The organism is Pseudomonas sp. 2822-15 (assembly GCF_002742515.1).
Lineage (GTDB): Bacteria > Pseudomonadota > Gammaproteobacteria > Pseudomonadales > Pseudomonadaceae > Aquipseudomonas > Aquipseudomonas salomonii.
This window is the reverse complement of sequence record NZ_LJRY01000182.1, coordinates 118,921-141,673: the sequence shown is the minus strand read 5'-3', so window position 1 is coordinate 141,673 and position 22,753 is coordinate 118,921. Positions and strand designations below refer to the sequence as shown.

The 22,753-nt window shown below is 62.4% G+C and carries 21 protein-coding genes; 16 read left to right on the top strand and 5 right to left on the bottom strand.

What is annotated here, in order from left to right; all coding sequences use genetic code 11:
* Entirely contained in the window at positions 1-1,380 is a 1,380-nt protein-coding gene (gene lpdA / locus AOA59_RS12100; protein ID WP_099487534.1) for a dihydrolipoyl dehydrogenase, read from the top strand.
* 106 nt (positions 1,381-1,486) lie between these two features.
* Positions 1,487-2,506, top strand: coding sequence for a branched-chain amino acid aminotransferase (locus tag AOA59_RS12095; RefSeq protein ID WP_065931138.1), 1,020 nt, complete (start codon positions 1,487-1,489; stop codon positions 2,504-2,506).
* A gap of 140 nt (positions 2,507-2,646) precedes the next feature.
* On the opposite strand, the gene AOA59_RS12090 is transcribed toward AOA59_RS12095, so the two are convergent.
* Positions 2,647-3,540, bottom strand: a complete 894-nt coding sequence (locus AOA59_RS12090; protein WP_083221777.1) for a GNAT family acetyltransferase — start codon at positions 3,538-3,540, stop codon at positions 2,647-2,649.
* 284 nt (positions 3,541-3,824) lie between these two features.
* On the opposite strand from AOA59_RS12090, the gene ctlX reads away from it, so the two are divergent.
* From ctlX to AOA59_RS12055, 7 genes are all read left to right on the top strand, one after another.
* Positions 3,825-4,751, top strand: coding sequence for a citrulline utilization hydrolase CtlX (ctlX, locus tag AOA59_RS12085; RefSeq protein WP_099487532.1), 927 nt, complete (start codon positions 3,825-3,827; stop codon positions 4,749-4,751).
* A gap of 11 nt (positions 4,752-4,762) precedes the next feature.
* Positions 4,763-5,809 carry an ornithine cyclodeaminase gene (locus AOA59_RS12080; RefSeq protein WP_065931140.1) on the top strand — a complete coding sequence of 349 codons (1,047 nt, stop codon included), beginning with the start codon at positions 4,763-4,765 and terminating at the stop codon, positions 5,807-5,809.
* 226 nt (positions 5,810-6,035) lie between these two features.
* Positions 6,036-6,815, top strand: a complete 780-nt coding sequence (locus tag AOA59_RS12075; protein ID WP_069788314.1) for an ABC transporter substrate-binding protein — start codon at positions 6,036-6,038, stop codon at positions 6,813-6,815.
* A 91-nt stretch (positions 6,816-6,906) separates the two neighbouring features.
* On the top strand, positions 6,907-7,608 hold the full coding sequence (locus AOA59_RS12070; protein ID WP_099487530.1) for an ABC transporter permease: 702 nt from the start codon (positions 6,907-6,909) through the stop codon (positions 7,606-7,608).
* Positions 7,605-8,318 carry an ABC transporter permease gene (locus AOA59_RS12065; protein WP_099487528.1) on the top strand — a complete coding sequence of 238 codons (714 nt, stop codon included), beginning with the start codon at positions 7,605-7,607 and terminating at the stop codon, positions 8,316-8,318. The genes AOA59_RS12070 and AOA59_RS12065 overlap by 4 nt, the downstream gene beginning before the upstream one ends.
* Before the next feature lie 3 nt (positions 8,319-8,321).
* Positions 8,322-9,152: an ABC transporter ATP-binding protein gene (locus AOA59_RS12060; protein WP_178076261.1), complete on the top strand. Its 831-nt coding sequence runs from the start codon at positions 8,322-8,324 to the stop codon at positions 9,150-9,152.
* Between the two features lie 4 nt (positions 9,153-9,156).
* Entirely contained in the window at positions 9,157-9,654 is a 498-nt protein-coding gene (locus tag AOA59_RS12055) for an Lrp/AsnC family transcriptional regulator (RefSeq protein WP_056861351.1), read from the top strand.
* A 141-nt stretch (positions 9,655-9,795) separates the two neighbouring features.
* On the opposite strand, the gene AOA59_RS12050 is transcribed toward AOA59_RS12055, so the two are convergent.
* The 4 genes from AOA59_RS12050 to AOA59_RS12035 form a co-directional block, all read right to left on the bottom strand.
* A complete protein-coding gene (locus AOA59_RS12050) occupies positions 9,796-10,629 on the bottom strand; it encodes a TIGR03915 family putative DNA repair protein (RefSeq protein WP_099487526.1) in 834 nt (277 codons plus the stop codon).
* The gene (locus tag AOA59_RS12045; RefSeq protein ID WP_056861349.1) at positions 10,626-11,846 is read right to left on the bottom strand and encodes a putative DNA modification/repair radical SAM protein; all 1,221 of its coding nucleotides are present in this window, start codon (positions 11,844-11,846) and stop codon (positions 10,626-10,628) included. Before AOA59_RS12045 ends, AOA59_RS12050 begins: the two co-directional genes overlap by 4 nt.
* Positions 11,847-11,912: 66 nt before the next feature.
* Positions 11,913-13,250: a lysine N(6)-hydroxylase/L-ornithine N(5)-oxygenase family protein gene (locus AOA59_RS12040; protein ID WP_099487524.1), complete on the bottom strand. Its 1,338-nt coding sequence runs from the start codon at positions 13,248-13,250 to the stop codon at positions 11,913-11,915.
* 119 nt (positions 13,251-13,369) lie between these two features.
* Positions 13,370-13,852: a sigma-70 family RNA polymerase sigma factor gene (locus AOA59_RS12035; RefSeq protein ID WP_065931146.1), complete on the bottom strand. Its 483-nt coding sequence runs from the start codon at positions 13,850-13,852 to the stop codon at positions 13,370-13,372.
* A gap of 256 nt (positions 13,853-14,108) precedes the next feature.
* Here AOA59_RS12035 and AOA59_RS12030 point away from each other — a divergent pair, with 256 nt between their 5' ends.
* The 7 genes from AOA59_RS12030 (at position 14,109) to AOA59_RS12000 (ending at position 22,753) form a co-directional block, all read left to right on the top strand.
* Complete coding sequence (locus AOA59_RS12030) at positions 14,109-15,281, top strand: efflux RND transporter periplasmic adaptor subunit (protein WP_099487523.1); 1,173 nt, start codon at positions 14,109-14,111, stop codon at positions 15,279-15,281.
* Position 15,282: 1 nt separating this feature from the next.
* A complete protein-coding gene (locus tag AOA59_RS12025) occupies positions 15,283-17,256 on the top strand; it encodes a MacB family efflux pump subunit (protein WP_058422322.1) in 1,974 nt (657 codons plus the stop codon).
* Positions 17,249-18,652 (top strand): efflux transporter outer membrane subunit, encoded by a 1,404-nt coding sequence (locus tag AOA59_RS12020; RefSeq protein WP_099487521.1) that lies wholly within the window; start codon positions 17,249-17,251, stop codon positions 18,650-18,652. The genes AOA59_RS12025 and AOA59_RS12020 overlap by 8 nt, the downstream gene beginning before the upstream one ends.
* Before the next feature lie 100 nt (positions 18,653-18,752).
* The gene (locus tag AOA59_RS12015; protein WP_065931150.1) at positions 18,753-19,511 is read left to right on the top strand and encodes an alpha/beta fold hydrolase; all 759 of its coding nucleotides are present in this window, start codon (positions 18,753-18,755) and stop codon (positions 19,509-19,511) included.
* Between the two features lie 109 nt (positions 19,512-19,620).
* On the top strand, positions 19,621-20,388 hold the full coding sequence (locus AOA59_RS12010) for a FadR/GntR family transcriptional regulator (protein ID WP_017136273.1): 768 nt from the start codon (positions 19,621-19,623) through the stop codon (positions 20,386-20,388).
* 244 nt (positions 20,389-20,632) lie between these two features.
* Positions 20,633-21,835 (top strand): ABC transporter substrate-binding protein, encoded by a 1,203-nt coding sequence (locus AOA59_RS12005; RefSeq protein ID WP_099487519.1) that lies wholly within the window; start codon positions 20,633-20,635, stop codon positions 21,833-21,835.
* A 57-nt stretch (positions 21,836-21,892) separates the two neighbouring features.
* Complete coding sequence (locus tag AOA59_RS12000) at positions 21,893-22,753, top strand: branched-chain amino acid ABC transporter permease (RefSeq protein WP_056861341.1); 861 nt, start codon at positions 21,893-21,895, stop codon at positions 22,751-22,753.

Sequence of the window (22,753 nt, the reverse complement as noted above, 5' to 3'; positions counted from 1 at the left end):
ATGCCTCAGACATTGAACACCACGCTGCTGATTATCGGCGGTGGCCCTGGCGGTTATGTGGCGGCGATTCGTGCCGGCCAACTGGGCATCCCGACCATTCTGGTCGAGGGCCAGGCGCTGGGCGGCACCTGCCTGAACATCGGCTGCATTCCCTCCAAAGCCTTGATCCATGTGGCCGAACAGTTCCAGCAAACCGTGCATCACAGTCAAGGGTCGCAACTGGGCATTGAAGTGGATGTGCCGACCCTGGACATCCGCAAGAGCGTGGAATGGAAAGACGGCATTGTTGACCGCCTGACCACCGGCGTGGCCGCCTTGCTCAAAAAGCACAAAGTGCAGGTGATCCATGGCTGGGCCAAGGTGGTCGACGGCAAGACCGTCGACGTCGGCGACCAGCGCATTCAGTGCGAGCACCTGCTGCTGGCCACCGGTTCGAAAAGCGTCAACCTGCCAATGCTGCCGATTGGCGGGCCGATCATCTCGTCAACCGAAGCGCTGGCGCCGACCCGCGTGCCCAAACGCCTGATTGTGGTGGGTGGCGGTTACATCGGCCTGGAGCTGGGCATTGCCTACCGCAAGCTCGGCGCCGAAGTCAGTGTGGTCGAGGCGCAGGAGCGCATCCTGCCCGCCTACGACGGCGAGCTGACGCTGCCGGTGGCCGAATCGCTCAAGCAGCTGGGGGTCAAGCTGTACCTCAGCCACAGCGTCACCGGTTTCGAAAACAACCGCCTGCAGGTACGTGACCCGAATGGGGAGACGCTGTCGCTGGAAACCGATCAGGTGCTGGTGGCCGTGGGCCGCAAACCCAACACCCAGGGCTGGAACCTCGAAGCGCTGAACCTGGCGATGAACGGTGCGGCGATCAAGATCGACAACCGTTGCCAGACCAGCATGCGCAACGTGTACGCCATCGGCGACCTGAGCGGCGAGCCGATGCTCGCGCACCGGGCCATGGCCCAGGGCGAGATGGTCGCCGAACTGATCAGCGGCAAACACCGCGAATTCAACCCGGCCGCCATCCCGGCGGTGTGCTTCACCGACCCGGAACTGGTGGTGGTCGGCAAGACCCCGGACGAAGCCAAGGCGGCCGGCCTGGACTGCATCGTGTCGAGCTTCCCGTTTGCGGCCAATGGCCGAGCGATGACCCTGGAGTCGAAAACCGGCTTTGTGCGCGTGGTAGCACGGCGTGACAACCACCTGATTGTCGGCTGGCAAGCGGTGGGCGCTGGTGTGTCTGAGTTGTCTACGGCCTTTGGCCTGAGCCTGGAGATGGGTTCGCGCCTGGAAGATGTGGCGGGCACCATTCATGCGCATCCGACCCTCGGCGAAGCGGTTCAGGAAGCGGCTTTAAGAGCATTGGGCCACGCGTTGCACCTGTAAACTGCCGCTCCCACATAAAGCAAGAATGAAGTATTGTTGCGCCCATCCAGTAAAAAACCGACAAGCCTGCCTTCGACCAGGCGGTTGACCAGAGATAGAGGGTGTCATGGGTAACGAAAGCATCAATTGGGACAAGCTGGGTTTTGACTACATCAAGACCGACAAGCGGTTTCTCCAAACCTGGAAAAACGGCGAGTGGCAAGCGGGCACCCTGACCGACGACAACGTGCTGCACATCAGCGAGGGCTCGACCGCCCTGCACTATGGCCAGCAATGCTTTGAAGGCCTCAAGGCCTACCGCTGCAAGGACGGCTCGATCAACCTGTTCCGTCCGGACCAGAACGCCGCCCGTATGCAACGCAGCTGCGCACGCTTGCTGATGCCGCATGTGACCACCGAAGACTTCATCGAAGCCTGCAAACAAGTGGTCAAGGCCAACGAGCGGTTCATCCCGCCGTACGGCAGTGGCGGCGCGCTGTACCTGCGCCCGTTCGTGATCGGCACCGGTGAAAACATCGGCGTGCGTAGCGCACCGGAATTTATCTTCTCGGTATTCGCCATCCCGGTCGGCGCCTACTTCAAGGGCGGCCTGGTGCCACACAACTTCCAGATCTCCACGTTCGACCGCGCCGCGCCACAAGGCACCGGTGCCGCCAAGGTCGGTGGCAACTATGCCGCCAGCCTGATGCCGGGCGCTGAAGCACGGACATCCGGTTTCGCCGACGCGATCTACCTGGACCCGATGACCCACTCGAAAATCGAGGAAGTCGGTTCGGCCAACTTCTTTGGTATCACCCGCGACAACCAGTTCATCACGCCGAAGTCGCCTTCGGTACTGCCAGGCATCACCCGCCTGTCGCTGATCGAACTGGCCGAGACCCGCCTGGGCCTGAAAGTGGTCGAGGGCGACGTGTTCATCGACAAACTGGACCAGTTCAAGGAAGCCGGCGCCTGCGGCACCGCTGCTGTGATCTCGCCAATCGGCGGCATCCAGTACGACGGCAAGCTGCACGTGTTCCACAGCGAAACCGAAGTGGGCCCGATCACCCAGGCGCTCTACAAAGAGCTGACCGGCGTGCAGACCGGCGACGTTGAAGCGCCAGCGGGTTGGATCGTCAAGGTCTGACTCAGCAAACGCAAAACCCAATGTGGGAGCGGGCTTGTGTGGGAGCGGGCTTGCCTGCGATAGCATCACCCAGGTGTGTCTGACACACCGAGGTGGCAGTATCGCAGGCAAGCCAGCTCCCACATTTGATTTCGGTGTGCTCACACGTCCTTGGGAATATTCACCCCAATCTTCTTGCCCATACTGATCCTCGGCTCCACCCCATACCCCAACGCCTCGTAGAACCCCACCACCGCGTCATTGCCGCCCGTAATCTGCAGGTTGATCTTCATACAGCCCAACGCAGTCAACGCCTGCTCGGCATAACGCACCAGCGAAGCACCCAGGCCCTGCCGGCGATAATCGCTGTGCACCGCCACCGAATACAGCCAGCCGCGATGCCCGTCATAGCCGGCCAGAATGGTGCCGATCACGGCCTTTTTATCCGTCGCGACAAAGAACAGCCCATCGTTGACCGCGAGTTTTTTGTCGATTGCCAGGCTTGGCAGGTTATGCGCAGTGTCATAGCCAAACGCCTGCTGCCACAACGCTACCACCTGGGATCGGTGCGGACGATCGCGATACGGCCCAATGGGATGGCGCGATAACAAGGCCTTTTCCATCACCAGCGTGCGCTCATTGCCATGGTAGACGTCGCGCACCGTGTGAAAACCCAGCTTGGTATAAAACGGCTCGGCCGTCAGCGAGGACGGCACGCTCAGGACCGTCACCCCGGCTTCAACGGCACGCAGTTCAACCTCGATCATCAGCAGCCGACCGATTCCCTGCCCTTGCAACGCCGGGTTGACGAACACCGAGCGCACCACATTGCCATCGAGGGCGGCGGTGGCGACGATCACCTGATCCTGAATCGCCACCAGCACCACCCGGCGCTGCAGCAACGCCAGTACGGCGTCGGGCGTAAAGTTGCTGGCAACCCGAGCAATCACATCCGCCGGGTAGTCCCGCGCATTGCTGCTGTGCAAGGCCGCCAGGATAACCTGGCTGATGCCCTCGGCATCGGTGGGTTGGGCAAGACGAACAGCGGTAGACATGCATTCTCCTTCCTGGCTCGGGTTTCACGACCGCCACCATACTAATGTGGGAGCTGGCTTGCCTGCGATAGCGGTCTGTCAGTCAGCGCATCTGGCACGGATAGACCGCCATCGCAGGCAAGCCGGCTCCCACAGTTTGATTGCATTTCAACTCGCCAGCCGATTCGGCTGCGCCACCTCACTTTTCAGCTTTCCCGGCTGAGCCGCCCTGCCATATCAGCCGGGATTCACCCACCACAGCGCACAAAATAGCCCCACAGCTCACCCCATGGATTCGTGCCCCCATGCAAACCACCAACACCGTCTTGATGATTCGCCCGGCGCGCTTTGCCTTCAACCCGGACACCGCGATCAACAACCGCTTCCAACGCCAGCCACTCGATCCACTGAGCGCGCAGCAAAAAGCGCTGCAAGAGTTCGACGGTTATGTCGACACCCTGCGCCAACATGGCGTGGAAGTGCTGGTGGTACAGGACACTCCGGCCCCGCACACGCCCGACTCGATCTTCCCCAACAACTGGTGGAGCAGCCACGCCGATGGGAGCCTGGTGCTGTACCCGATGGAAGGCCGGAACCGACGACTGGAGCGCAACAAAGGCGTGCTGCAAGTACTGGAGCAGCGTTTCGCGATCCATAGCACCATCGACCTGAGCCACCTCGAACAACAGAACATCTTCCTCGAAGGCACCGGCAGCATGGTGCTCGACCGCCAGCACCGCATCAGCTATGCCTGCCACTCCGGGCGTACCCACCAGGACGCCTTGCGTCAGTTTGCCGAACGCCTCGACTACCAACTCTGCGTCTTCCACGCCGTCGACCGCCACCACGCGCCGATCTACCACAGCAACGTGATGATGAGTGTCGGCCGCGACCTCTCGGTGGTGTGTCTGCAAGCCCTGCCCGATGCCAGCGAACGCCAGGCCCTGGAACGCTCGCTGCGCGACACCGGCAAAGACATCCTCGCCCTCGACTTCGACCAACTTGAAGCCTTCGCCGGCAACATGCTCGAAGTCCACGACCGTGACGGCCAACCGCTGCTGGTGATGTCAGCCAGCGCCTGGAGCGCCCTGCACCCGGCCCAGCGCACGCATGTAGAACGCCACACCCGCCCGGTGGTGGTGAACATCGACAACATCGAACGCATCGGCGGCGGCAGTGCCCGCTGCATGCTGGCGGAAGTACACCTGCCCGCCCGCGCCTCATTTCAATAAGGAGTCTTGCCATGACCCGTTACATCGACGTCAACGACCTCAGCTACCTGGTGTCACAAAAAGGCCTGCAAACCTGCATCAGCGAGATGGCCGAATACATCCGCGCCGACTACCTGCGCTGGCAGGACTTCGAAAAATGCGCGCGCCTGGCCAACCATTCGCCGGACGGCGTGATCGAGTTGATGCCGGTATCGGATGCCTCGCTGTACGCCTTCAAATACGTTAACGGCCACCCGAAAAACACCCTGGCCGGTATGCTCACGGTGATGGCTTTCGGCGCCCTGGGCGACGTCGACACGGGCAAGCCGGTGCTGCTGGCCGAAATGACCCTCACCACCGCGATTCGTACCGCCGCCACCTCCGCCCTGGTGGCCCGCTACCTGGCGCGCGACAACAGCCGCAGCATGGCGTTGATCGGCAACGGCTCGCAAAGCGAGTTCCAGGCCCTGGCCTTCCACGCCATGCTTGGCATCACCGAAATCCGCCTGTTCGATATCGACGCCAAGGCCACTGCCAAACTGGCGGCCAACCTCAAGGCGTTCCCGGCGATCAAGGTGATCCTGGCCGCCAGCGTGGCCGAAGCGGTCAAAGGCGCGGACATTGTCACCACCGTGACCGCCGACAAGGCGTACGCCACCATCCTCACCGACGACATGATCGAACCGGGCATGCACCTGAATGCCGTGGGTGGCGACTGCCCCGGTAAAACCGAGCTGGACCGCCGCATCGTCGAGCGCGCCCGGGTAATCGTCGAGTACGAACCGCAAAGCCGTATCGAAGGTGAAATCCAGCACATGCCGCACGATTCGCCGGTTACCGAACTCTGGCAGGTCATCAATGGCCAGCAGCCCGGCCGCGAGAACCCGCGCCAAGTCACGCTGTTCGACTCGGTGGGCTTTGCCATCGAAGACTACTCGGCCCTGCGCTACGTGCTGGACGTGGCCAAGGCGCTGGATGTGGGCAGCACACTTGAACTGGTGCCGGACCTCGCCGACCCGAAAGACCTGTTTGCACGCCTGGCCCAACAGCCCCGCGCGCAGCACAAAAAGCGCGCTTGAAACCGCTCTGGCCTGCCGCTTTGCGCTGAGGGCGGGCCAGACTTTCATCACTGAAAAGCCGATTTCGCGGGTGGCGCAGCCGATTCCGCTGCATTGCGCTTTTTAACAGCGCAATTTGCGCTTTATGCACGGGGTAAACGACACAAAAAACGCACCACCATGAAGCATTCTCTGCTCCCAGCGATTCACTGCCCTGACATCAATTACAAAATATAGGGACTGTCACATGACTCCATTGCGATCACTCTTCGCCGCGTTGCTGTTGCCACTGTGCGCCAGCGCCGCCCACGCCCAGGACTGGAAAGAAATCCGCTTCGGCGTATTCCCCGAGTACCCGCCCTTTGAGTCCGTCGCCGCCGACGGCAGCCTGCAAGGTTTTGATATCGAACTGGGCAACGCCATCTGCGCCAGGCTTGAAGTCAAATGCACCTGGGTGCACAACGAATTCGACGGCATGATCCCGGCCCTGCGCGCGCGCAAGTTCGACGCGATCATGTCGTCCATGGCCGTAACCCCGTCGCGTGAGAAAGTCATCGACTTCAGCGACCGCCTGTTTCTCAGCCCCACCTCGGTGATCACCCGTAAAAACGCCGACTTCGGCGACACGCCGGAGTCGCTCAAAGGCAAGCAGGTGGGCGTGCTCCAAGGTTCGCTGCAGGAAGCCTATGCACGTGCCCACCTGGCCAGGCTCGGCGCGCAGATCAAGGCGTACCAGTCCCAGGAGCAGAACTACGCCGACCTGCAAAACGGCCGCCTCGACGCCACCCTGACCGACAAGCTCGAAGCCCAGCTCAACTTTCTGTCCAAGCCTGAAGGCGCCGACTTCAAGACCGGCCCGGCCTTCAAGGACCCGACCTTGCCGCTGGATATCGCCATGGGGCTGCGCAAGAACGACGCTGAACTGCGCGCGCTGATCAATAAAGGCATCGCCGCCGTGCAGGCCGATGGCACCTACGCACAGATCCAGAAGAAGTACTTCGGCGATCAGGATATCTACAACGAATAGGCCCACCCCGGCCCCTGTGGGAGCTGGCTTGCCTGCTCCCACACAAGCCAGCTCCCACAGTTAATCTCTGTGCTTGATCGAGATCCCCTCAATGAACGAACTCCTCAACCTGCAAGGCTATGGCCCGATGCTGGCCCAGGGTGCCTGGATGACGCTCAAGCTGGCGTTGCTGGCGCTGGCCCTGAGCCTCGCCCTGGGCCTGATCGCCGCCGGTGCCAAGCTTTCGAGCGTCAAATGGCTGCGCGTGTCCGCCACCCTCTACACCACACTGATACGCAGCGTGCCGGACCTGGTGCTGATCCTGTTGATCTTCTACAGCCTGCAACTGTGGCTCAACGACCTGAGCGAAGTGTTCGGCTGGAATTACTTTGAAATCGACCCGTTTACCGCCGGGGTGATCACCCTGGGGTTTATCTACGGCGCGTATTTCACCGAGAACTTTCGCGGTGCCATTCTCAGTGTGCCGGCCGGGCAACTGGAAGCCGCCACCGCCTACGGCCTGAGCCGCTGGCAGCGCTTTCACCTGGTGCTGTTCCCGCAACTGATGCGCTTTGCCTTGCCGGGCCTGGGCAACAACTGGCTGGTGCTGCTCAAGTCCACGGCGCTGGTGTCGATCATCGGCCTGTCGGACCTGGTCAAGGCTGCGCAAAACGCCGGCAAGACCACCAATGAGCCCCTGTACTTCCTGATCCTCGCGGGCCTGGTGTACCTGCTGATCACCACCCTCTCCAACCGCCTCTTCAAGCGCCTCGAACGGCGCTACAACCTCGGCATCAAGGGGATGGCGCGATGATCGAACTGTTCCAGCAATACGGCCTGGCCTACCTGTTCAGCGATGGCTCAGGGTTGTCCGGGGTCGCCATGACGTTGTGGCTGTTTATCATCTCGGTGGTCGCAGGCTTTGTGCTGTCGATTCCACTGGCGCTGGCGCGCGTCTCGCAGCACGTGTGGTTGCGCTGGCCGGTGGAGGTCTACACCTATCTGTTTCGTGGCACGCCGCTGTATATCCAGTTGCTGATTTGCTACACCGGGCTGTACAGCCTGGAGGTGGTGCAGGACAACGCGCTGCTCAACCAGTTTTTCCGAAATGCGCTCAACTGCACGTTGCTGGCGTTTGTGCTCAACACCTGCGCCTACACCGTGGAAATCTTCGCCGGGGCGATCCGCAATATTCCCCACGGCGAAATCGAAGCGGCGCGCGCCTACGGCCTGCACGGCTGGCGCCTCAACCTGTTTGTGGTGGTGCCCGCCGCGCTGCGCCGTGCGCTGCCGGCCTACAGCAATGAAATGATCCTGATGTTGCACGCCACTTCGCTGGCGTTTACCGCCACCGTCGCCGATATCCTCAAAGTGGCCCGTGACGCCAACGCCGAAACGTTCCTCACGTTCCAGGCTTTTGGCATCGCCGCCCTGCTCTACATTCTGCTGTCCTTTGCACTGGTGGGCCTGTTCCGACTGGCCGAACGTCGCTGGATGCGTTTTCTTGTTCCTACCCGAGGCTAACCCATGAATCAGTCCGCGCAGGCCCTGGCCGCTTACCCTGTCGACGAACCCGTTGCCCAACCGGCAAGCGCTGCGATCAAGCTTCAAGTCGAAGGCATCCACAAACGTTACGGCGACCACGAAGTGCTCAAGGGCGTGTCCCTCAACGCACGCAACGGCGACGTCATCAGCCTGATCGGCGCCAGCGGCTCGGGCAAAAGCACGATGCTGCGCTGCATCAACTTTCTCGAACAGCCGGATGCCGGGGTGATCACCCTGGACGGCATCAGCATCGAAATGCGCCAGGGCCGCGGCGGGGTCCGTGCACCCCATCAAGAGCAGCTGCAAAACCTGCGCACGCGCCTGGCCATGGTGTTCCAGCACTTCAACCTGTGGAGCCACATGACTGTGCTGGAAAACATCACCATGACGCCGCGCCGAGTGTTGGGCCTCAGCGCGGCCGAAGCGGAAAAACGCGCACGCCTGTATCTGGACAAGGTCGGCCTGCCCGGCCGCGTGGCCGATCAATACCCGGCGTTTCTGTCCGGCGGCCAGCAACAGCGTGTGGCCATCGCACGGGCATTGGCGATGGAACCGGAAATTATTCTGTTCGATGAACCGACCTCGGCGCTGGACCCGGAACTTGTAGGGGAAGTGCTCAAAGTCATACAGACGTTGGCCGAGGAAGGTCGTACCATGCTGATGGTCACCCACGAAATGGGCTTTGCCCGCCAGGTGTCCAGCCAAGTGCTGTTTTTGCACCAGGGCCGGGTCGAGGAACAAGGCGGCGCCGAGATTCTCGACCACCCCAACAGCGAACGCTTGCAGCAATTTCTTTCCAACCGTCTGAAGTGAACTCATGGATACCAAGGCCCACGGACCCCATTCTTCCCCCTCGCTGGACCGCATCGATGAAGCCATCATCGACGTGTTGCGTCACCAGGGGCGTATCACCTACGAAAAGCTTTCATCTCTGGTGCACCTGACACCCAGGCCGTGCCTGGAGCGGGTGCGCAAGCTGGAGCGACGCGGGGTGATCCGTGGTTATGGGGCGATCATCGATGTGCAGATGGTCTCGCCGGGGCTGTCGCTGCTGGTGCTGGTGGCCTTGTCCAATCAGAGCGGGCGCTCGGCGCAGAAGGCCTTTGAGGCCTGCGTGAAAGCGTGCCCCCAGGTGTTCGAGTGCCAACTGATCAGCGGGCCGTTCGACTACAGCCTGCGCATGCGTTGCCGGGATATGGAGCATTACCGGGTGCTGACGGAGACCTGGCTGAATAATGATGAGTTGCACATTGATAAGTTGGTGGCGCACCCGGAGTTGGCGGTGGTCAAAAACACCGCGACCGAACTGGCATAGAGCGATAGATCGTTCCCACGCTCCGCGTGGGAATGCATCCAGTGACGCTCCGCGTCACGACGTCAAAGCGGACGCGGAGCGTCCAGGGCGGCATTCCCACGCAGAGCGTGGGAACGATCATCGAGCCAGCTCCCACATTTTTCAAGCGTGCCCGCTTGAGATTTTCTTGCCCGGCCTGGCCCCGATCAGCTTCGCCTGCCCATCCTTCTGCTTGCCCGTGCGCGCCTCGCTGATCAGCCCCGGTATCAACTTGCCCTCCGGCAGATTCTTCCAGAACCGGCTGGGCAAATGCCCTTCCATCACCTTGGGGTTCAACCGCGCCGGGTTGAAGATATGGCTGTAATAGGTCAGCCACATCGCGCTGTGGGGGTCTTCGACATTCTGCGCCAATTGTTGCCAGGCCTCAGGGCACTGGCGTTGATGAATCAACTGTTCTCCGTCGTAATACACACCGTCCAGGGGTGTTGCGATCATCCAGCGATGGCGGCCCATGCGTCCGACAAAATGCTGGCTGGCGGACTTCAAGATGTCATGGGCCGGCTCATGCCACGCCACATACTCCGGCAGCTGTGGCCCAGCCTGCGCAGGTAGAGCAATAAACCGCACAAACGCATGCAGGTGATGGGCCTCGCGGCTGACCTGCTTGATGCGCCGTTGCAACTCACTGCCCAGCTTGTCCCCGGCCAGCATCGCAGTGCGGTCGCCGTGGCTGACACGCCACAACACCTCGTACAACAGGCTCCAGCGCTGATCACCGTGGTAACAGGCGGCCGATTCCAACAACTCCAGCAACGCCTTGGGGATTCGCGCCTGAAACGGCCCGAGCTGTTCAGGTACAGGCTCGTCCGTGGCAAACAGGTCCGCCACCTCGGCCTCGCCCCAGCTCACCTGGCTGGGGTCGACCTGATGGCTGAGCAGCCAGCGCGCCTGCTCGCGCCAGGTGCTGAAGAGGTTGTCGCATTCCAGGCTGATCATCCCCACAGCCCCATCTGTTGCGGCTGCGGGCGGTCGCGCAGTTGCTCGCGCAGCAGCACGCTGGTGCTGTCCGCCTGTTGCGGGTGGTAGTCGCTGGTGATGAAAAACGGCTTGGCCTTGGCCAGCACGCAGCGCATGCGGGCCAGGTCTTCGAAACGGATCTTGCGTTCGCGGCGCAGATCGACCAGGCGCTGGGTGGTGCGCAGGCCAATGCCGGGGATACGCGCGATAAGTGTGGGTTCGGCGCGGTTCAGGTCCAACGGGAACACCTCGCGGTGCTCCAGCGCCCAGGCCAGCTTCGGGTCGATATCCAGGGCCAGATGGCCGGGGCCTTCGAACAGTTCATTGGCGCTGAAACCGTAACTGCGCAGCAGAAAGTCGGCCTGGTACAGGCGGTGTTCACGCATCAGCGGCGGTGCGGCCAGCGGCACACTTTTAGGGCTGTTGGGGATGGGGCTGAACGCCGAGTAATACACGCGCCGCAGTTTGTAATTGCCATACAGCGCCTCGGCGCCGTGCAGGATGGTGCTGTCGTCGGTGTCATCGGCGCCGACGATCATCTGCGTGCTCTGCCCCGCCGGCGCAAAACGCGGTGCGCGCGGTTCGTTGAACACCGTCTGCTCGCCGGTGTAGATGGTCTGCATGGCTTGCTTGATCGAGCCGATCTGCTTCTCCGGCGCCAGGGTTTGCAGGCTGGCGTCGGTGGGCAACTCGATGTTCACGCTAAGGCGATCGGCATAACGCCCGGCTTCGGCGATCAGCGCAGGGTCGGCTTCGGGAATGGTCTTGAGGTGGATGTAACCGCGAAAGTCATGCTCTTCGCGCAACAGTTTGGCGACCCGAACCAACTGCTCCATGGTGTAGTCGGCCGAACGAATGATGCCGGAGCTCAGAAACAGCCCGCTGACGCAATTGCGTTTGTAAAAGTCCAGGGTCAGGGTAACCACCTCCTCCGGGCTGAAACGGGCACGAGGCACGTCGCTGGAGCGGCGGTTGACGCAGTATTGGCAGTCGTACAGGCAGAAGTTGGTGAGCAAGACCTTGAGCAACGACACACACCGCCCGTCCGGCGTGTAGCTGTGGCAAATGCCCATGCCATCGGTAGAACCCAGCCCGGCCTTGCCCTCGGAGCTGCGCTTGGGCGCACCGCTGCTGGCGCATGAGGCGTCGTACTTGGCGGCGTCGGCGAGGATGCTGAGTTTTTCGATCAACTGCATGAAGGGCTACCGATACTGGTTTTTTGTACAGTATCAGGCAGCCCCACCAGTCACAAGTACAGCTTGTCAGCTGGCCGTGGCCAACAGCAAATCCTGCACCGAGCGTGCCTTGCCACGGTGACGATCGTTTTCATACAGCGAGGCGGCAATTTCATCGGCCCGAATCGGCAGTACCGACAGCAAGGTGTCGCTCAACCCATGGCTGGCCTGGCTGAAGCCCTGGATATAGATACCGGCCTTGCAGCGCTCGTCGGTGACGATCCGATAGTCGCGCGCCACTTCGAAGTCGCCCATATAGGCTTGCAGGGGCGCCAGCAGCTCGCGGTGCATCTGGCGCTCGTAGCCGGTGGCCAGGATCACCGCGTCGTAATGGCTGACGCTGGTGTCGCCGGTGGCATTGTTGCGCAATACCAGTTCGATGCCCAGCGGCCCGGCCGTGGCTTTCTCGACCACGGTCATGGTGCGGAAGGCCTGGCGGTTGATGCCGGAGACTTTCTGGCGGTAGAAAATCCCGTAGATGCGCTCGATCAGGTCCAGGTCGACCACCGAATAGTTGGTGTTCTGGTACTCGGCCACCAGGCGCTCACGCTCGGCGCCGACTTGCTGGAACACCAGGTCGGTAAAGGCCGGCGAGAACACTTCGTTGACGAATGGGCTGTCATCCGCCGGTTTGAGCGCCGAACCGCGCAGGATCATGTCCACCTGCACCGACGGGAAGCTGTCGTTGAGGTCGATAAAGGCTTCGGCCGCGCTCTGCCCGCCGCCGATGATGGCAATGCGCATAGGCTTGCCGTCCACGCACGGCTGCCGGGCCATGCGCTCGAGGTATTGGGAATGGTGGAACACTCGGCCGTCTTCCTTGAGCGCGTTGAACGCCTCCGGCACACGTGGCGTGCCGCCGGCGCTGACCACCACCGAGCGGGTGGTGCGCACATGCTGTTCGCCCTGGGCATCACGGGAGATCACGCGCAGCGCTTCAACCTGCTGCTGGTGCAGGATCGGCTCGATGGCCAGCACTTCCTCGCCATACCGCGCCTGGGCCTGGAACTGCCCGGCGACCCAGCGCAGGTAGTCGTTGTACTCCATGCGGCACGGGTAAAAGGTGCCCAGGTTGATGAAATCCACCAGGCGGTCGTGGGCCTTCAGGTAATTGACGAACGAGTACGGGCTGGTGGGGTTGCGCAGCGTCACCAGATCCTTGAGGAACGAAATCTGCAGTTCGCTCTGGGTCACCAGGGTATTGCCGTGCCAGCGGTAGTCGGCCTGCTTGTCGAGAAACACCACGTCCAGTTTGCCCTGGGCTTTTTCACGCTCCTGCAGGGCGATGGCCAGCGCCAGGTTCGAAGGGCCGAAACCGATCCCGATCAGGTCGTGAACCGCGGGCGAAGCAATTGCCTGTGTCATTCCAGTGTCCTCTGGATAAGCCCCTTGGCGGTGGGGCGGGAATACCTGCAAAGCCTGAACAACAGGCCATGTGTTGATAGGAAACGAGGACAATGAAATAAAATTTAACTAATCTGCGATCAGTGCGCGTCCCACTCGCGCATGCGCACCCGGCAATGCTTCATGGCATTAACGATATGTTTTTCCACCAGGCTGCGGGAAATGCTCAGGCGCTCGGCGATTTGCAGGTGAGAAAGGCCGTCGAGCTTGCGCAGCAGGAAGCTGTCGCGGCAGGCGCTGGGCAGCTCGGCCAGGGCTCGTTCGAGCAGGGCCAGGCGCTGGGCCTGATCGTGACTGGCGTGGGGCGAACAGGTGGCGAAGCGCTCTTCACTGTCCAGCACCTCCAGGGACTCGGACTGGCGCAAGGCATTGCGCCGATGGCCGTCGATCACCAGGTTCAGCGCAGTACGGTACAAAAATGCGCGCGGCTGTTCGATCGGCGTATCGCTGGCGCGCTCCAGCACCCGCACATAGGCGTCATGCACCACATCTTCGGCCACCTGACGGTTGCCCAGCTTGGCGTTGAGGAAACACACCAGCTCGCGATAGTAGTTTTCCAACATGACTCCCGACCGTCCTGGGGGGACGGCATCAGTTCCTTGAGTGCTAACGACGACAGGCCATGGATGATGGCAGTTTGAGTGCGTGCAATTTATAGTAATTCTCATCTACTTTTAAACAAGTCTTGCATCAACCGTCGATTTTTTTATTCGACAGAGCTGTTACTACCTATGTAAGCGCCTAAATCGTCGGGCAATTTTCTCGTATAACTGTCAGCCCTCCGCAACTGCGGCCCACATTCCCGGCTGGAAACAACGCATGAAACGCCCTCGCCCCGCCCGACGCGCCCTGCTGGTTGTCGCGTGCCTGATTCCCATCGCTGCACTGGCGGCCTGGCAGATACTGCCGCCGGGCCGCGACAGCCTCGCCACCGTCACCGTCACCCGTGGCAATATCGAAAACAGCGTCACGGCGCTGGGCACCCTGCAACCACGCCGCTATGTCGACGTGGGCGCACAGGCATCCGGGCAAATCCGCAAGATCCATGTCGAGGCCGGTGACCAGGTCAAAGAAGGCCAGTTGCTGGTAGAAATCGACCCCGCCACGCAACAGGCCAAGCTTGACGCCAGCCGCTATGCCATCGACAACCTCAAGGCCCAGTTGCAGGAGCAGAAAGCCCAGCACGAACTGGCGCGCCAGAAATACCAGCGCCAGCAGCGCCTGGTGGCCGGTAACGCCACCCGCGAAGAAGACGTGCAAACCGCCAAGGCCGAGCTGAGCGCCACCCAGGCACGGGTCGACATGTTCCAGGCGCAGATCCGCCAGGCCCAGGCCAGCCTGCGCAGCGACGAGGCCGAACTGGGCTATACGCGCATTTTCGCGCCGATGAGCGGCACGGTGGTGGCGGTAGACGCACGCGTCGGCCAGACCCTCAACGCCCAGCAGCAGACCCCGCTGATCCTGCGCATCGCCAAGTTGTCGCCGATGACTGTATGGGCCGAGGTTTCCGAAGCCGACATCGGCCACGTCAAACCCGGCATGACCGCCTACTTCACCACGCTCAGCGGCGGCGGCCGGCGCTGGACCAGCACCGTGCGCCAGATCCTGCCGATCCCGCCCAAGCCCCTGAATGAAACCAGCCAGGGCAACGGCAGCCCCAGCAGCACCAGCAAAAGCGGGAGCGGCCGTGTGGTGCTGTACACGGTGCTGCTGGATGTGGACAACACCGACAATGCCCTGATGGCCGAGATGACCACCCAGGTGTTTTTTGTCGCCAGCCAGGTCAAGAATGTGCTCACCGTGCCGGTCGCGGCCTTGCTCGGCAGCCACGGCACCGACAAGCAAACCGCCCGCGTGGTGGCAAAAAACGGCTCGATCGAAGCGCGCGACGTGCGCCTGGGCATCAGTGACCGTTTGCGCGTCGAAGTGCTGGACGGCCTCAGCGAGGGCGATCACGTGTTGATCGGCCCAGCCGACGGCAACGGGGGTTGAGTTGACCACGCCGCTGATTGAACTCAAAAACATCCGAAAATCCTACGGCGGCGGCGACAGCCCGCAGGTCGACGTGCTGCGCGGGATCGACCTGTCGATCCATGCCGGGGAATTCGTCGCCATCGTCGGCGCTTCCGGCTCGGGCAAATCCACGCTGATGAACATCCTCGGCTGCCTCGACCGCCCTTCCGAAGGCGACTACCTGTTCGCCGGCGAAAACGTCGCGCACCTGGGCAGCGACGAACTGGCCTGGCTGCGCCGCGAAGCCTTTGGCTTTGTGTTCCAGGGCTACCACCTGATTCCGTCCGGTTCGGCCCAGGAAAACGTCGAAATGCCGGCGATCTATGCCGGTATCAGTGCCACCGAGCGGCATGCTCGCGCCAAAGCCCTGCTCACGCGCCTGGGCCTGGCCGACCGCACCGCCAACCGCCCGCACCAACTCTCCGGCGGCCAGCAGCAACGGGTGTCGATCGCCCGCGCGCTGATGAACGGCGGGCATATCATCCTCGCCGACGAACCCACCGGTGCCCTCGACAGCCACAGCGGCGCCGAGGTGATGACCCTGCTGGACGAACTGGCGAACCAGGGCCATGTGGTGATCCTGATTACCCACGACCGCGAAGTGGCGGCGCGGGCCAACCGCATCATCGAGATCCGCGACGGCCTGATCATCAGCGACTCGGCGCACAGTGACACCCATGTGCCGGTCACCGCCAACAGCGACGCCCTGCAAGCCGTCGACCTGCGCCAGCGCCTGGCCGACGGGGCCGAGCACAATGGTGCCTGGAAAGCCGAACTGCTCGATGCCATACGCGCAGCCTGGCGGGTGATGTGGATCAATCGCTTTCGCACCGCGCTGACGCTGCTGGGGATTGTGATTGGCGTGGCGTCCGTGGTGGTGATGCTGGCCGTCGGCGAAGGCAGCAAGCGCCAGGTGATGGCGCAGATGGGCGCGTTCGGCTCCAATATCATCTACCTCAGCGGCTCCTCGCCCAACCCGCGCACGCCGCCGGGTATCGTGACCCTTAACGATGTCGCGGCGCTGGCGATGCTGCCCCAGGTCAAGCGCATCATGCCGGTCAACGGCAACGACGCCGGGGTTCGCTTTGGCAATCTGGACTACCTGGCCTATGTGGGCGGCAACGACGTCAACTTCCCCGAGATTTTCAACTGGCCGGTGGTCGAGGGTAGCTATTTCACCCAGGAAGACGAGCGCGCCGGGGCGACCGTCGCGGTGATCGGCCACCGTATCCGCGAAAAGCTGTTCAAAAACGTCGCCAGCCCGATCGGCCAATACATCCTGATCGAAAACGTGCCCTTCCAGGTCATCGGCGTGCTCGCCGAAAAAGGCTCCGCCTCCGGCAATAAAGACAGCGACGACCGCGTAGCGATCCCCTACACCGCCGCCAGCGTGCGCCTGTTCGGCACGTACAACCCCGAATACGTGGCGATCGCCGCCGCCGATGCACGCAAGGTCCATGAAGCTGAAATGGCCATTGATCAACTGATGCTCAAGCTGCACAACGGTAAGCGTGACTACCAGTTGACCAACAACGCCGCGATGATCCAGGCCGAAGCCCGCACGGCCAACACGCTGTCGCTGATGCTCGGTTCGATTGCGGCGATTTCCCTGCTGGTGGGCGGGATCGGTGTGATGAACATCATGCTGATGACCGTGCGCGAGCGCACCCGCGAAATCGGCATTCGCATGGCCACCGGCGCGCGCCAGCGCGACATCCTGCGCCAGTTCCTCACCGAGGCGGTGATGCTCTCGGTGGTCGGCGGCTTGTTCGGCATCGCCCTCGCGCTGCTGGTGGGCGGCGTACTCATACTGGCCGAGGTGGCGGTGCAGTTTTCCCTGGTGGCGGTGTTTGGCGCGTTTGGCTGTGCGCTGGTCACCGGTGTCGTATTCGGCTTTATGCCGGCCCGTAAAGCTGCCCGGCTCGATCCGGTTAAGGCGTTGACCAGTGAATAAACGATCTTCCCTGCTGGGCGTGTGCCTGTTGCTCAACGCCTGTACCGGCAACCCGCCAACCGTAGATAGCGGCCTCGCACCGCCGCCCGCCTGGCAGTACGCCGAACGCGATGCCAACCAGGCGACCAACCAACGCTGGTGGACACACTTCGCCAGCCCGCCGCTCAACCACCTGATCGATCAGGCGCGACGCGACAGTTATGACGTGGCCGCCGCCATGGCACGGGTGCGCCAGGCCCAGGCGAGTGCGGTAATTGCCGGGGCGCCGTTGCTGCCTGAGGTCAAGTTCAACCTCACCGCCAGCCGTGAAAAGCTGCTGCGCGGCAGCGGCAATGCCTCATTGGACGCCACCGACAGCAACAAGACCGTCGACAGTTTCGGTGCCAACCTCACCGCCAGCTATGAACTGGACTTCTGGGGCGGCCGCGTTGCCGCCCGCGACAGCGCCCTGCAAAGCCTGCGCGCCAGTGAGTTTGACCAGGCCACCGTGGAGCTGACCCTGCTCGGCAACGTCGCCGACCGCTACGCGCAAACCCTCGCCGCGCAGCAACGCCAGCAGATCGCCGAGCTGAACCTGGCGAATGCGCGCAGTGTGTTGAACCTGGTGCAAACCCGCTACGACGCAGGCGCAGCCACCGCCCTGGAGCTGGCCCAACAGAAAAGCCTGGTGGCCGGCCAGCAACGGCAATTGCCGCTGATTGCGCAGGTGGCCGAAGAATCGCGGATCACCCTCGCCGCCCTGCTCGGTCAGCCGGTACAAGCCCTGGACCTGGGCGCCGAGCCGTTCCAGGCGCTGACCTGGCCAACCATCGGCCCCGGCGTGCCGAGCCAATTGCTCAGTCGCCGCCCCGACCTGGCCCGCGCCGAGGCGCAACTGGCGGCGGCCAGTGCCGACGTCACCGTGGCACGCGCGGCGATGCTGCCCAGCGTGACCTTGGGCGCGACAGTCGGCTCCGGCGCCTATAAAGCTGAAGATATCCTGCGCAGCCCGTTCTACACCCTGACCTCGGGGCTGGTGGCGCCGATCTTCAACAATGGCCGTTTAAGCGCCGAACGCGACAAGGCCCGCGCCCGCCAGGACGAGCTGCTGCAAGCCTATCGCGGCGCCATCATCAACGGCTTTGCCGATGTGGAGAAAGCCCTCAGCAGCATCACGCGCCTGGACCAGCAACGCCAATGGCAGGCCGAAGAACTGCAACAGGCCCAGGCCGCCTTCCAGATCTCCGAGAGCCGCTACCAGGCAGGCGCCGAGGACTTGCTGACGGTGTTGGAAACCCAACGCACCTTGTACGCCGCCCAGGACTTGAACGTGCAGTTGCGGCTGTCACGGCTGCAAGCCAGCATTGCCTTGTACAAAGCGCTGGGCGGCGGCTGGAATACGGATATCCGACAATAAAACTGTAAACTCCTACACAAAGCGTTTATTCGCCCTACATTCTTTGACCCTGGGTCCTTGGTAAAAAAGCCGCCCTCACACGGCAGCCCGGACCCTCTTGATGAAACCCAGCGTTCTGGTAAAAAACCTGGCGTGTATCGGCCTCTGGCTGCTCGCGGGCCAGGCGTTGGCCGAGCCGCTGATCGCGCCCACCGCGATCGACTGGCTGCTGGATTGCCCCTTCCCCGCCCAGGAGCGCCCGGACCCCGAGGTGCTGGAACGCACCCAATGCGCCAGTGTGAGCGTGCCACGCGACCATGCCGCGCCCAAACGCGGCAGCGTGCGCCTGGCCCTGACCCGCGTGGGCGCCCGCCAGCCGCTCAGCCGTGAAGGTGTGGTGTTTATCCAGGGTGGCGAGCCGCCAAAGGGCCAGGGCGCAACCTTCGCCCTGCACCTGACCAGCCGCTGGGAGTCCTATTCAACCCAGGCCTATCGCACCCTGACCAACCGCTATGACGTGATCGAACTGAGCCCCCGTGACCTGAGCCAAGCCAATGGCGTTGAGCAAGCGGCGCTCGACATGGAGTATGTGCGTGCCCAACTCGGCGAGGCCCAACTCAATTACCTCGGCAACGCGTTGGCCACCCGCCTTGGCAGTCGTTATGCCGCGCTGTTTCCCGAGCGCGTCGCACGCATGGTGCTGGTCAATGCCGAGCAGGCCGAGCCGGTCGCCGCCGGCATCGAGCAATTGCTGCTCAAGGAGCCGGCCCGCCCTGGCACCGGCGCCGGGTGCATCAACCGCTGGGTCGGCGATTTTCTCGTATTCGGGAAACAGCCGCCTGCTTCCACACGTTGCCTCGACCTCGGCAGTTGGGAATAACCCGCGTATTTGCGACCACTTCAGGCCGAAAACGACACCTTGCGTTGACGCTCCGGCTCAATCGTTATTAAGTGCTATTAATCCGCATTAATAGGATCAATAGAACAACATGCTCAGCCGCCCGCTACGACGCAAACGCCAGAAGCTGTCCGATGTGATTGTCGAGTCGGTCAAACGCTCGATCGTCACCGACGCGCTCAAGCCCGGCGACCGCCTGCCTACCGAGCGCGAGTTGATGGAAAGTTTCCAGTGCTCCAAAGGCTCGGCCCGTGAAGCACTCAAGGCCCTGGAAGTGGAAGGCTTGGTGAGCACACGCACCGGCCCCAGTGGTGGCGCGTACCTGAACCAGGCCGGCACTGAACCGGCCAGCCGCGCGTTGCGTAACTACCTGCACTTCCAGCACCTGGATGGCGAGCAGGTGTACCAACTGCGCAAGGTCATCGAGGTGGAGTTGGCAGTGTCGGTGCTGGGGCGCTTGAGCGAAGACGACTATCAAGCCCTGCAAGACAACGTGGATTTTTGCAGCGCCCCCGAAGACAGCGAAGCCGGCCAACGCGAACAGCGCCTGGCCGAGTTGGAATTTCACAACCTGCTGGCCAAGGCCTGCCCCAACCCGCTGCTGAGCTTTATGGCGCAGTTTCTCAACGACCTGCTACGCGACCTGGTGGTGCTGAAAAAAGCCTACAAGCCCAAGCGCAAACAGTTCGACGCGGCCAACCTCGATTACCACAAGCAGTTGCTGCTGGCCTTTCGCGCCGGGGATGAAACCGCCGTGCGCAACCTGATGCATGAACATATGTGCGACGCCGAACACCACATGACGGCGCTGGAAGGCGAGGTCAGCCCGCACTTTTTGCTGGAGTTCGACCATAGCTGAGGCGCACCCCATCCCAATATGAAAACCCAATCAATGTGGGAGCTGGCTTGCCTGCGATGCGGGCGCCTCGGTGTATCAGTTGAACCTGGCTGATGCCATCGCAGGCAAGCCAGCTCCCACATTTTGACCCGGTTCCAAGCGTTAGACCGTTTCACTCAATTCAATAACAGGCCTGCCCACAGGCCCTTGCTCCACCGTATCGCCCTTGCCGCTCCTGCCAATAACTAAACCAGGGAGTCACCCCATGCAGCGTCGTACGTTGTTGAAAGCCAGTCTCACCGCCGCCGCCGCGCTCAGCCTTCCGCTGAGTGTGCGCTCTGCATTCGCCGCCGAGCCTTTTACCTTTTACGGCCTCAAGTCCATGTCCGGCGCGTTTGCCAGCTATGGCAAGTTTGCCGACATGGGTTCGCGCCTGGCGGTGGAACAGCACCCCGAGATTCTCGGCCGCCCGCTCAACTACAAGGTCATCGACACCGAAGGCAATGCCGGCAAAGCCGTGCGCAAGGTCCAGGAGGCGATCCAGCAGGACGGCGCACGGTTCTTCCAGGGCTGCACGCTGTCGTCCTCGGCACTGGCGGTGGCCAAGGAAGTCGACAAGGTCGGCGGCGTATTCATGACCCCGGTGGGCGCCGATGAAGTCACCGGCAAAGACTGCAACAAGGCGACCTTCCGCTGGTCGGTGCCCACCTACGGCGCGATCCGCGAAACCATGCTGCCGCTGATCAAGCTGCTGCCCGACGCCAAGCGCTGGTACACCATCACGCCGCAATACGTGTTTGGCGAAGCCTTGCTCGAAGGCGCAAAAACCGTGCTCAAGGACAATGGCCTGGAACATGTCGGCAACAGCTATCACTCGCTGCAGGAACAGGAATTCTCCGGCTACCTGACCAACGCCATCGCCGCCAGGCCCGATGTACTGGTGCTGCTCAACTTCGGCAGCCAGTCGTCCAACACCCTGCGCCAGGCGGTGAACTTCGGAATCAAGGAGCGCATGAAAGTGCTGCTGGTATGGTCCGCCGGGCTCGACCAGTTCCAGGAACTGGGCAGCGACGTGCTCGAAGGCGTGTACCTCGGCGCCCAGTATTGGCACCAGGTCGACACCCCGCTCAACCGTGAACTGGTCAAGCTCACCCAGGCCAAATACGGCATCAACCCCACCTACCCGCTGGCGGCTGATTACATCAGCACCAAAGTCATGCTGGAAACCATCATCAGCACCGCCAGCTTCGACGGCCCGACCGTGGCCAACGCCCTGCAAGGCCTGAGCTACGAAGGCCCGACCGGCAAGGAGTCAATCCGCGCCGGCGACCATCAGGTGATCAAGGATTACTACCTGCTGATCGGCAAAGCCGCCGGCGACATGGCCGACAAGGACGACCTGGCCAAGGTGCTCAGCGCCGGGCAATCGTTCCCGCCGGTCGAGGCGACGGGCTGCACGCTCGCCTGATCCTCTGAATTGCTTAGCGCAGGGCCGCGCGAGCGGCTGCCTGCCGAGGGTTACTGCATGCTTAATCTTTACCTGTTCCAGATCCTCAACGGCCTAGGGTTGGGGATGATCTATTTCCTGATCGCGGTCGGGCTGACGATCATTTTCGGCCTGCTCAACTTCGTCAACTTCGCCCACGGCGCATTCTTTCTGCTGGGTGCGTACATCTGCTACACCGCCGTAAGCCTCACCGGCAACTTCTGGCTGGCGCTGCTCATTGCACCGCTGGTGGTGGCCGCGCTGGCGTGGGTGATCGAGCGACTATTGATCCAGCGGATTTACCACTTGCCGCACATGTTCCAGATCCTGGTGACCCTGGGGATCGCGCTGATCATCCAGGAAGCCAGCGTGATGATCTGGGGCCCGGTGGGTAAAAGCGTCGCCGTGCCGGAACTGTTGCGCGGGGTACTGGTGGTGGGTGACTTCGTCTACCCCTACTACCGCCTGTTCCTCATCGTATTTTCCGCGCTGATCGGCCTGGCCTTGTGGCTGCTGCTGGAGCGCACGCGCTTCGGCGCCCTGGTGCGCGCCGGCAGTGAAAGCACCGAAACCGTGTCGCTGCTGGGCACCAATATCTTCCGGCTGTTTTCCATGACCTTTGCCCTCGGCGTGGCCCTGGCCGGTGTCGCGGGTGTGCTGTTTGCGCCCTTGCGCGGCGCGCAACCCTTTGTCGGCCCGGAGATCCTCGGGGTGGCCTTCGTGGTGGTGGTGATCGGCGGCATGGGCTCGTTCAGCGGTGCGCTGGTCGGCGGTTTACTGGTGGGCGTGGTGCAAAGCCTGATGACCACACTCTGGCCCCAAGGCGCGAGCCTGATGATCTACGGCGCGATGGCCGTGGTGATTCTGGTACGCCCTTACGGCCTGTTCGGGAGAGCCTGA

Coding starts and splice junctions, on each gene's coding strand:
- lpdA (WP_099487534.1), top strand. CDS start 1: ATGCCTCAGACATTGAACACCACGCTGCTGATTATCGGCGGTGGCCCT.
- AOA59_RS12095 (WP_065931138.1), top strand. CDS start 1,487: ATGGGTAACGAAAGCATCAATTGGGACAAGCTGGGTTTTGACTACATC.
- AOA59_RS12090 (WP_083221777.1), bottom strand. CDS start 3,540: ATGTCTACCGCTGTTCGTCTTGCCCAACCCACCGATGCCGAGGGCATC.
- ctlX (WP_099487532.1), top strand. CDS start 3,825: ATGCAAACCACCAACACCGTCTTGATGATTCGCCCGGCGCGCTTTGCC.
- AOA59_RS12080 (WP_065931140.1), top strand. CDS start 4,763: ATGACCCGTTACATCGACGTCAACGACCTCAGCTACCTGGTGTCACAA.
- AOA59_RS12075 (WP_069788314.1), top strand. CDS start 6,036: ATGACTCCATTGCGATCACTCTTCGCCGCGTTGCTGTTGCCACTGTGC.
- AOA59_RS12070 (WP_099487530.1), top strand. CDS start 6,907: ATGAACGAACTCCTCAACCTGCAAGGCTATGGCCCGATGCTGGCCCAG.
- AOA59_RS12065 (WP_099487528.1), top strand. CDS start 7,605: ATGATCGAACTGTTCCAGCAATACGGCCTGGCCTACCTGTTCAGCGAT.
- AOA59_RS12060 (WP_178076261.1), top strand. CDS start 8,322: ATGAATCAGTCCGCGCAGGCCCTGGCCGCTTACCCTGTCGACGAACCC.
- AOA59_RS12055 (WP_056861351.1), top strand. CDS start 9,157: ATGGATACCAAGGCCCACGGACCCCATTCTTCCCCCTCGCTGGACCGC.
- AOA59_RS12050 (WP_099487526.1), bottom strand. CDS start 10,629: ATGATCAGCCTGGAATGCGACAACCTCTTCAGCACCTGGCGCGAGCAG.
- AOA59_RS12045 (WP_056861349.1), bottom strand. CDS start 11,846: ATGCAGTTGATCGAAAAACTCAGCATCCTCGCCGACGCCGCCAAGTAC.
- AOA59_RS12040 (WP_099487524.1), bottom strand. CDS start 13,250: ATGACACAGGCAATTGCTTCGCCCGCGGTTCACGACCTGATCGGGATC.
- AOA59_RS12035 (WP_065931146.1), bottom strand. CDS start 13,852: ATGTTGGAAAACTACTATCGCGAGCTGGTGTGTTTCCTCAACGCCAAG.
- AOA59_RS12030 (WP_099487523.1), top strand. CDS start 14,109: ATGAAACGCCCTCGCCCCGCCCGACGCGCCCTGCTGGTTGTCGCGTGC.
- AOA59_RS12015 (WP_065931150.1), top strand. CDS start 18,753: ATGAAACCCAGCGTTCTGGTAAAAAACCTGGCGTGTATCGGCCTCTGG.
- AOA59_RS12010 (WP_017136273.1), top strand. CDS start 19,621: ATGCTCAGCCGCCCGCTACGACGCAAACGCCAGAAGCTGTCCGATGTG.
- AOA59_RS12005 (WP_099487519.1), top strand. CDS start 20,633: ATGCAGCGTCGTACGTTGTTGAAAGCCAGTCTCACCGCCGCCGCCGCG.
- AOA59_RS12000 (WP_056861341.1), top strand. CDS start 21,893: ATGCTTAATCTTTACCTGTTCCAGATCCTCAACGGCCTAGGGTTGGGG.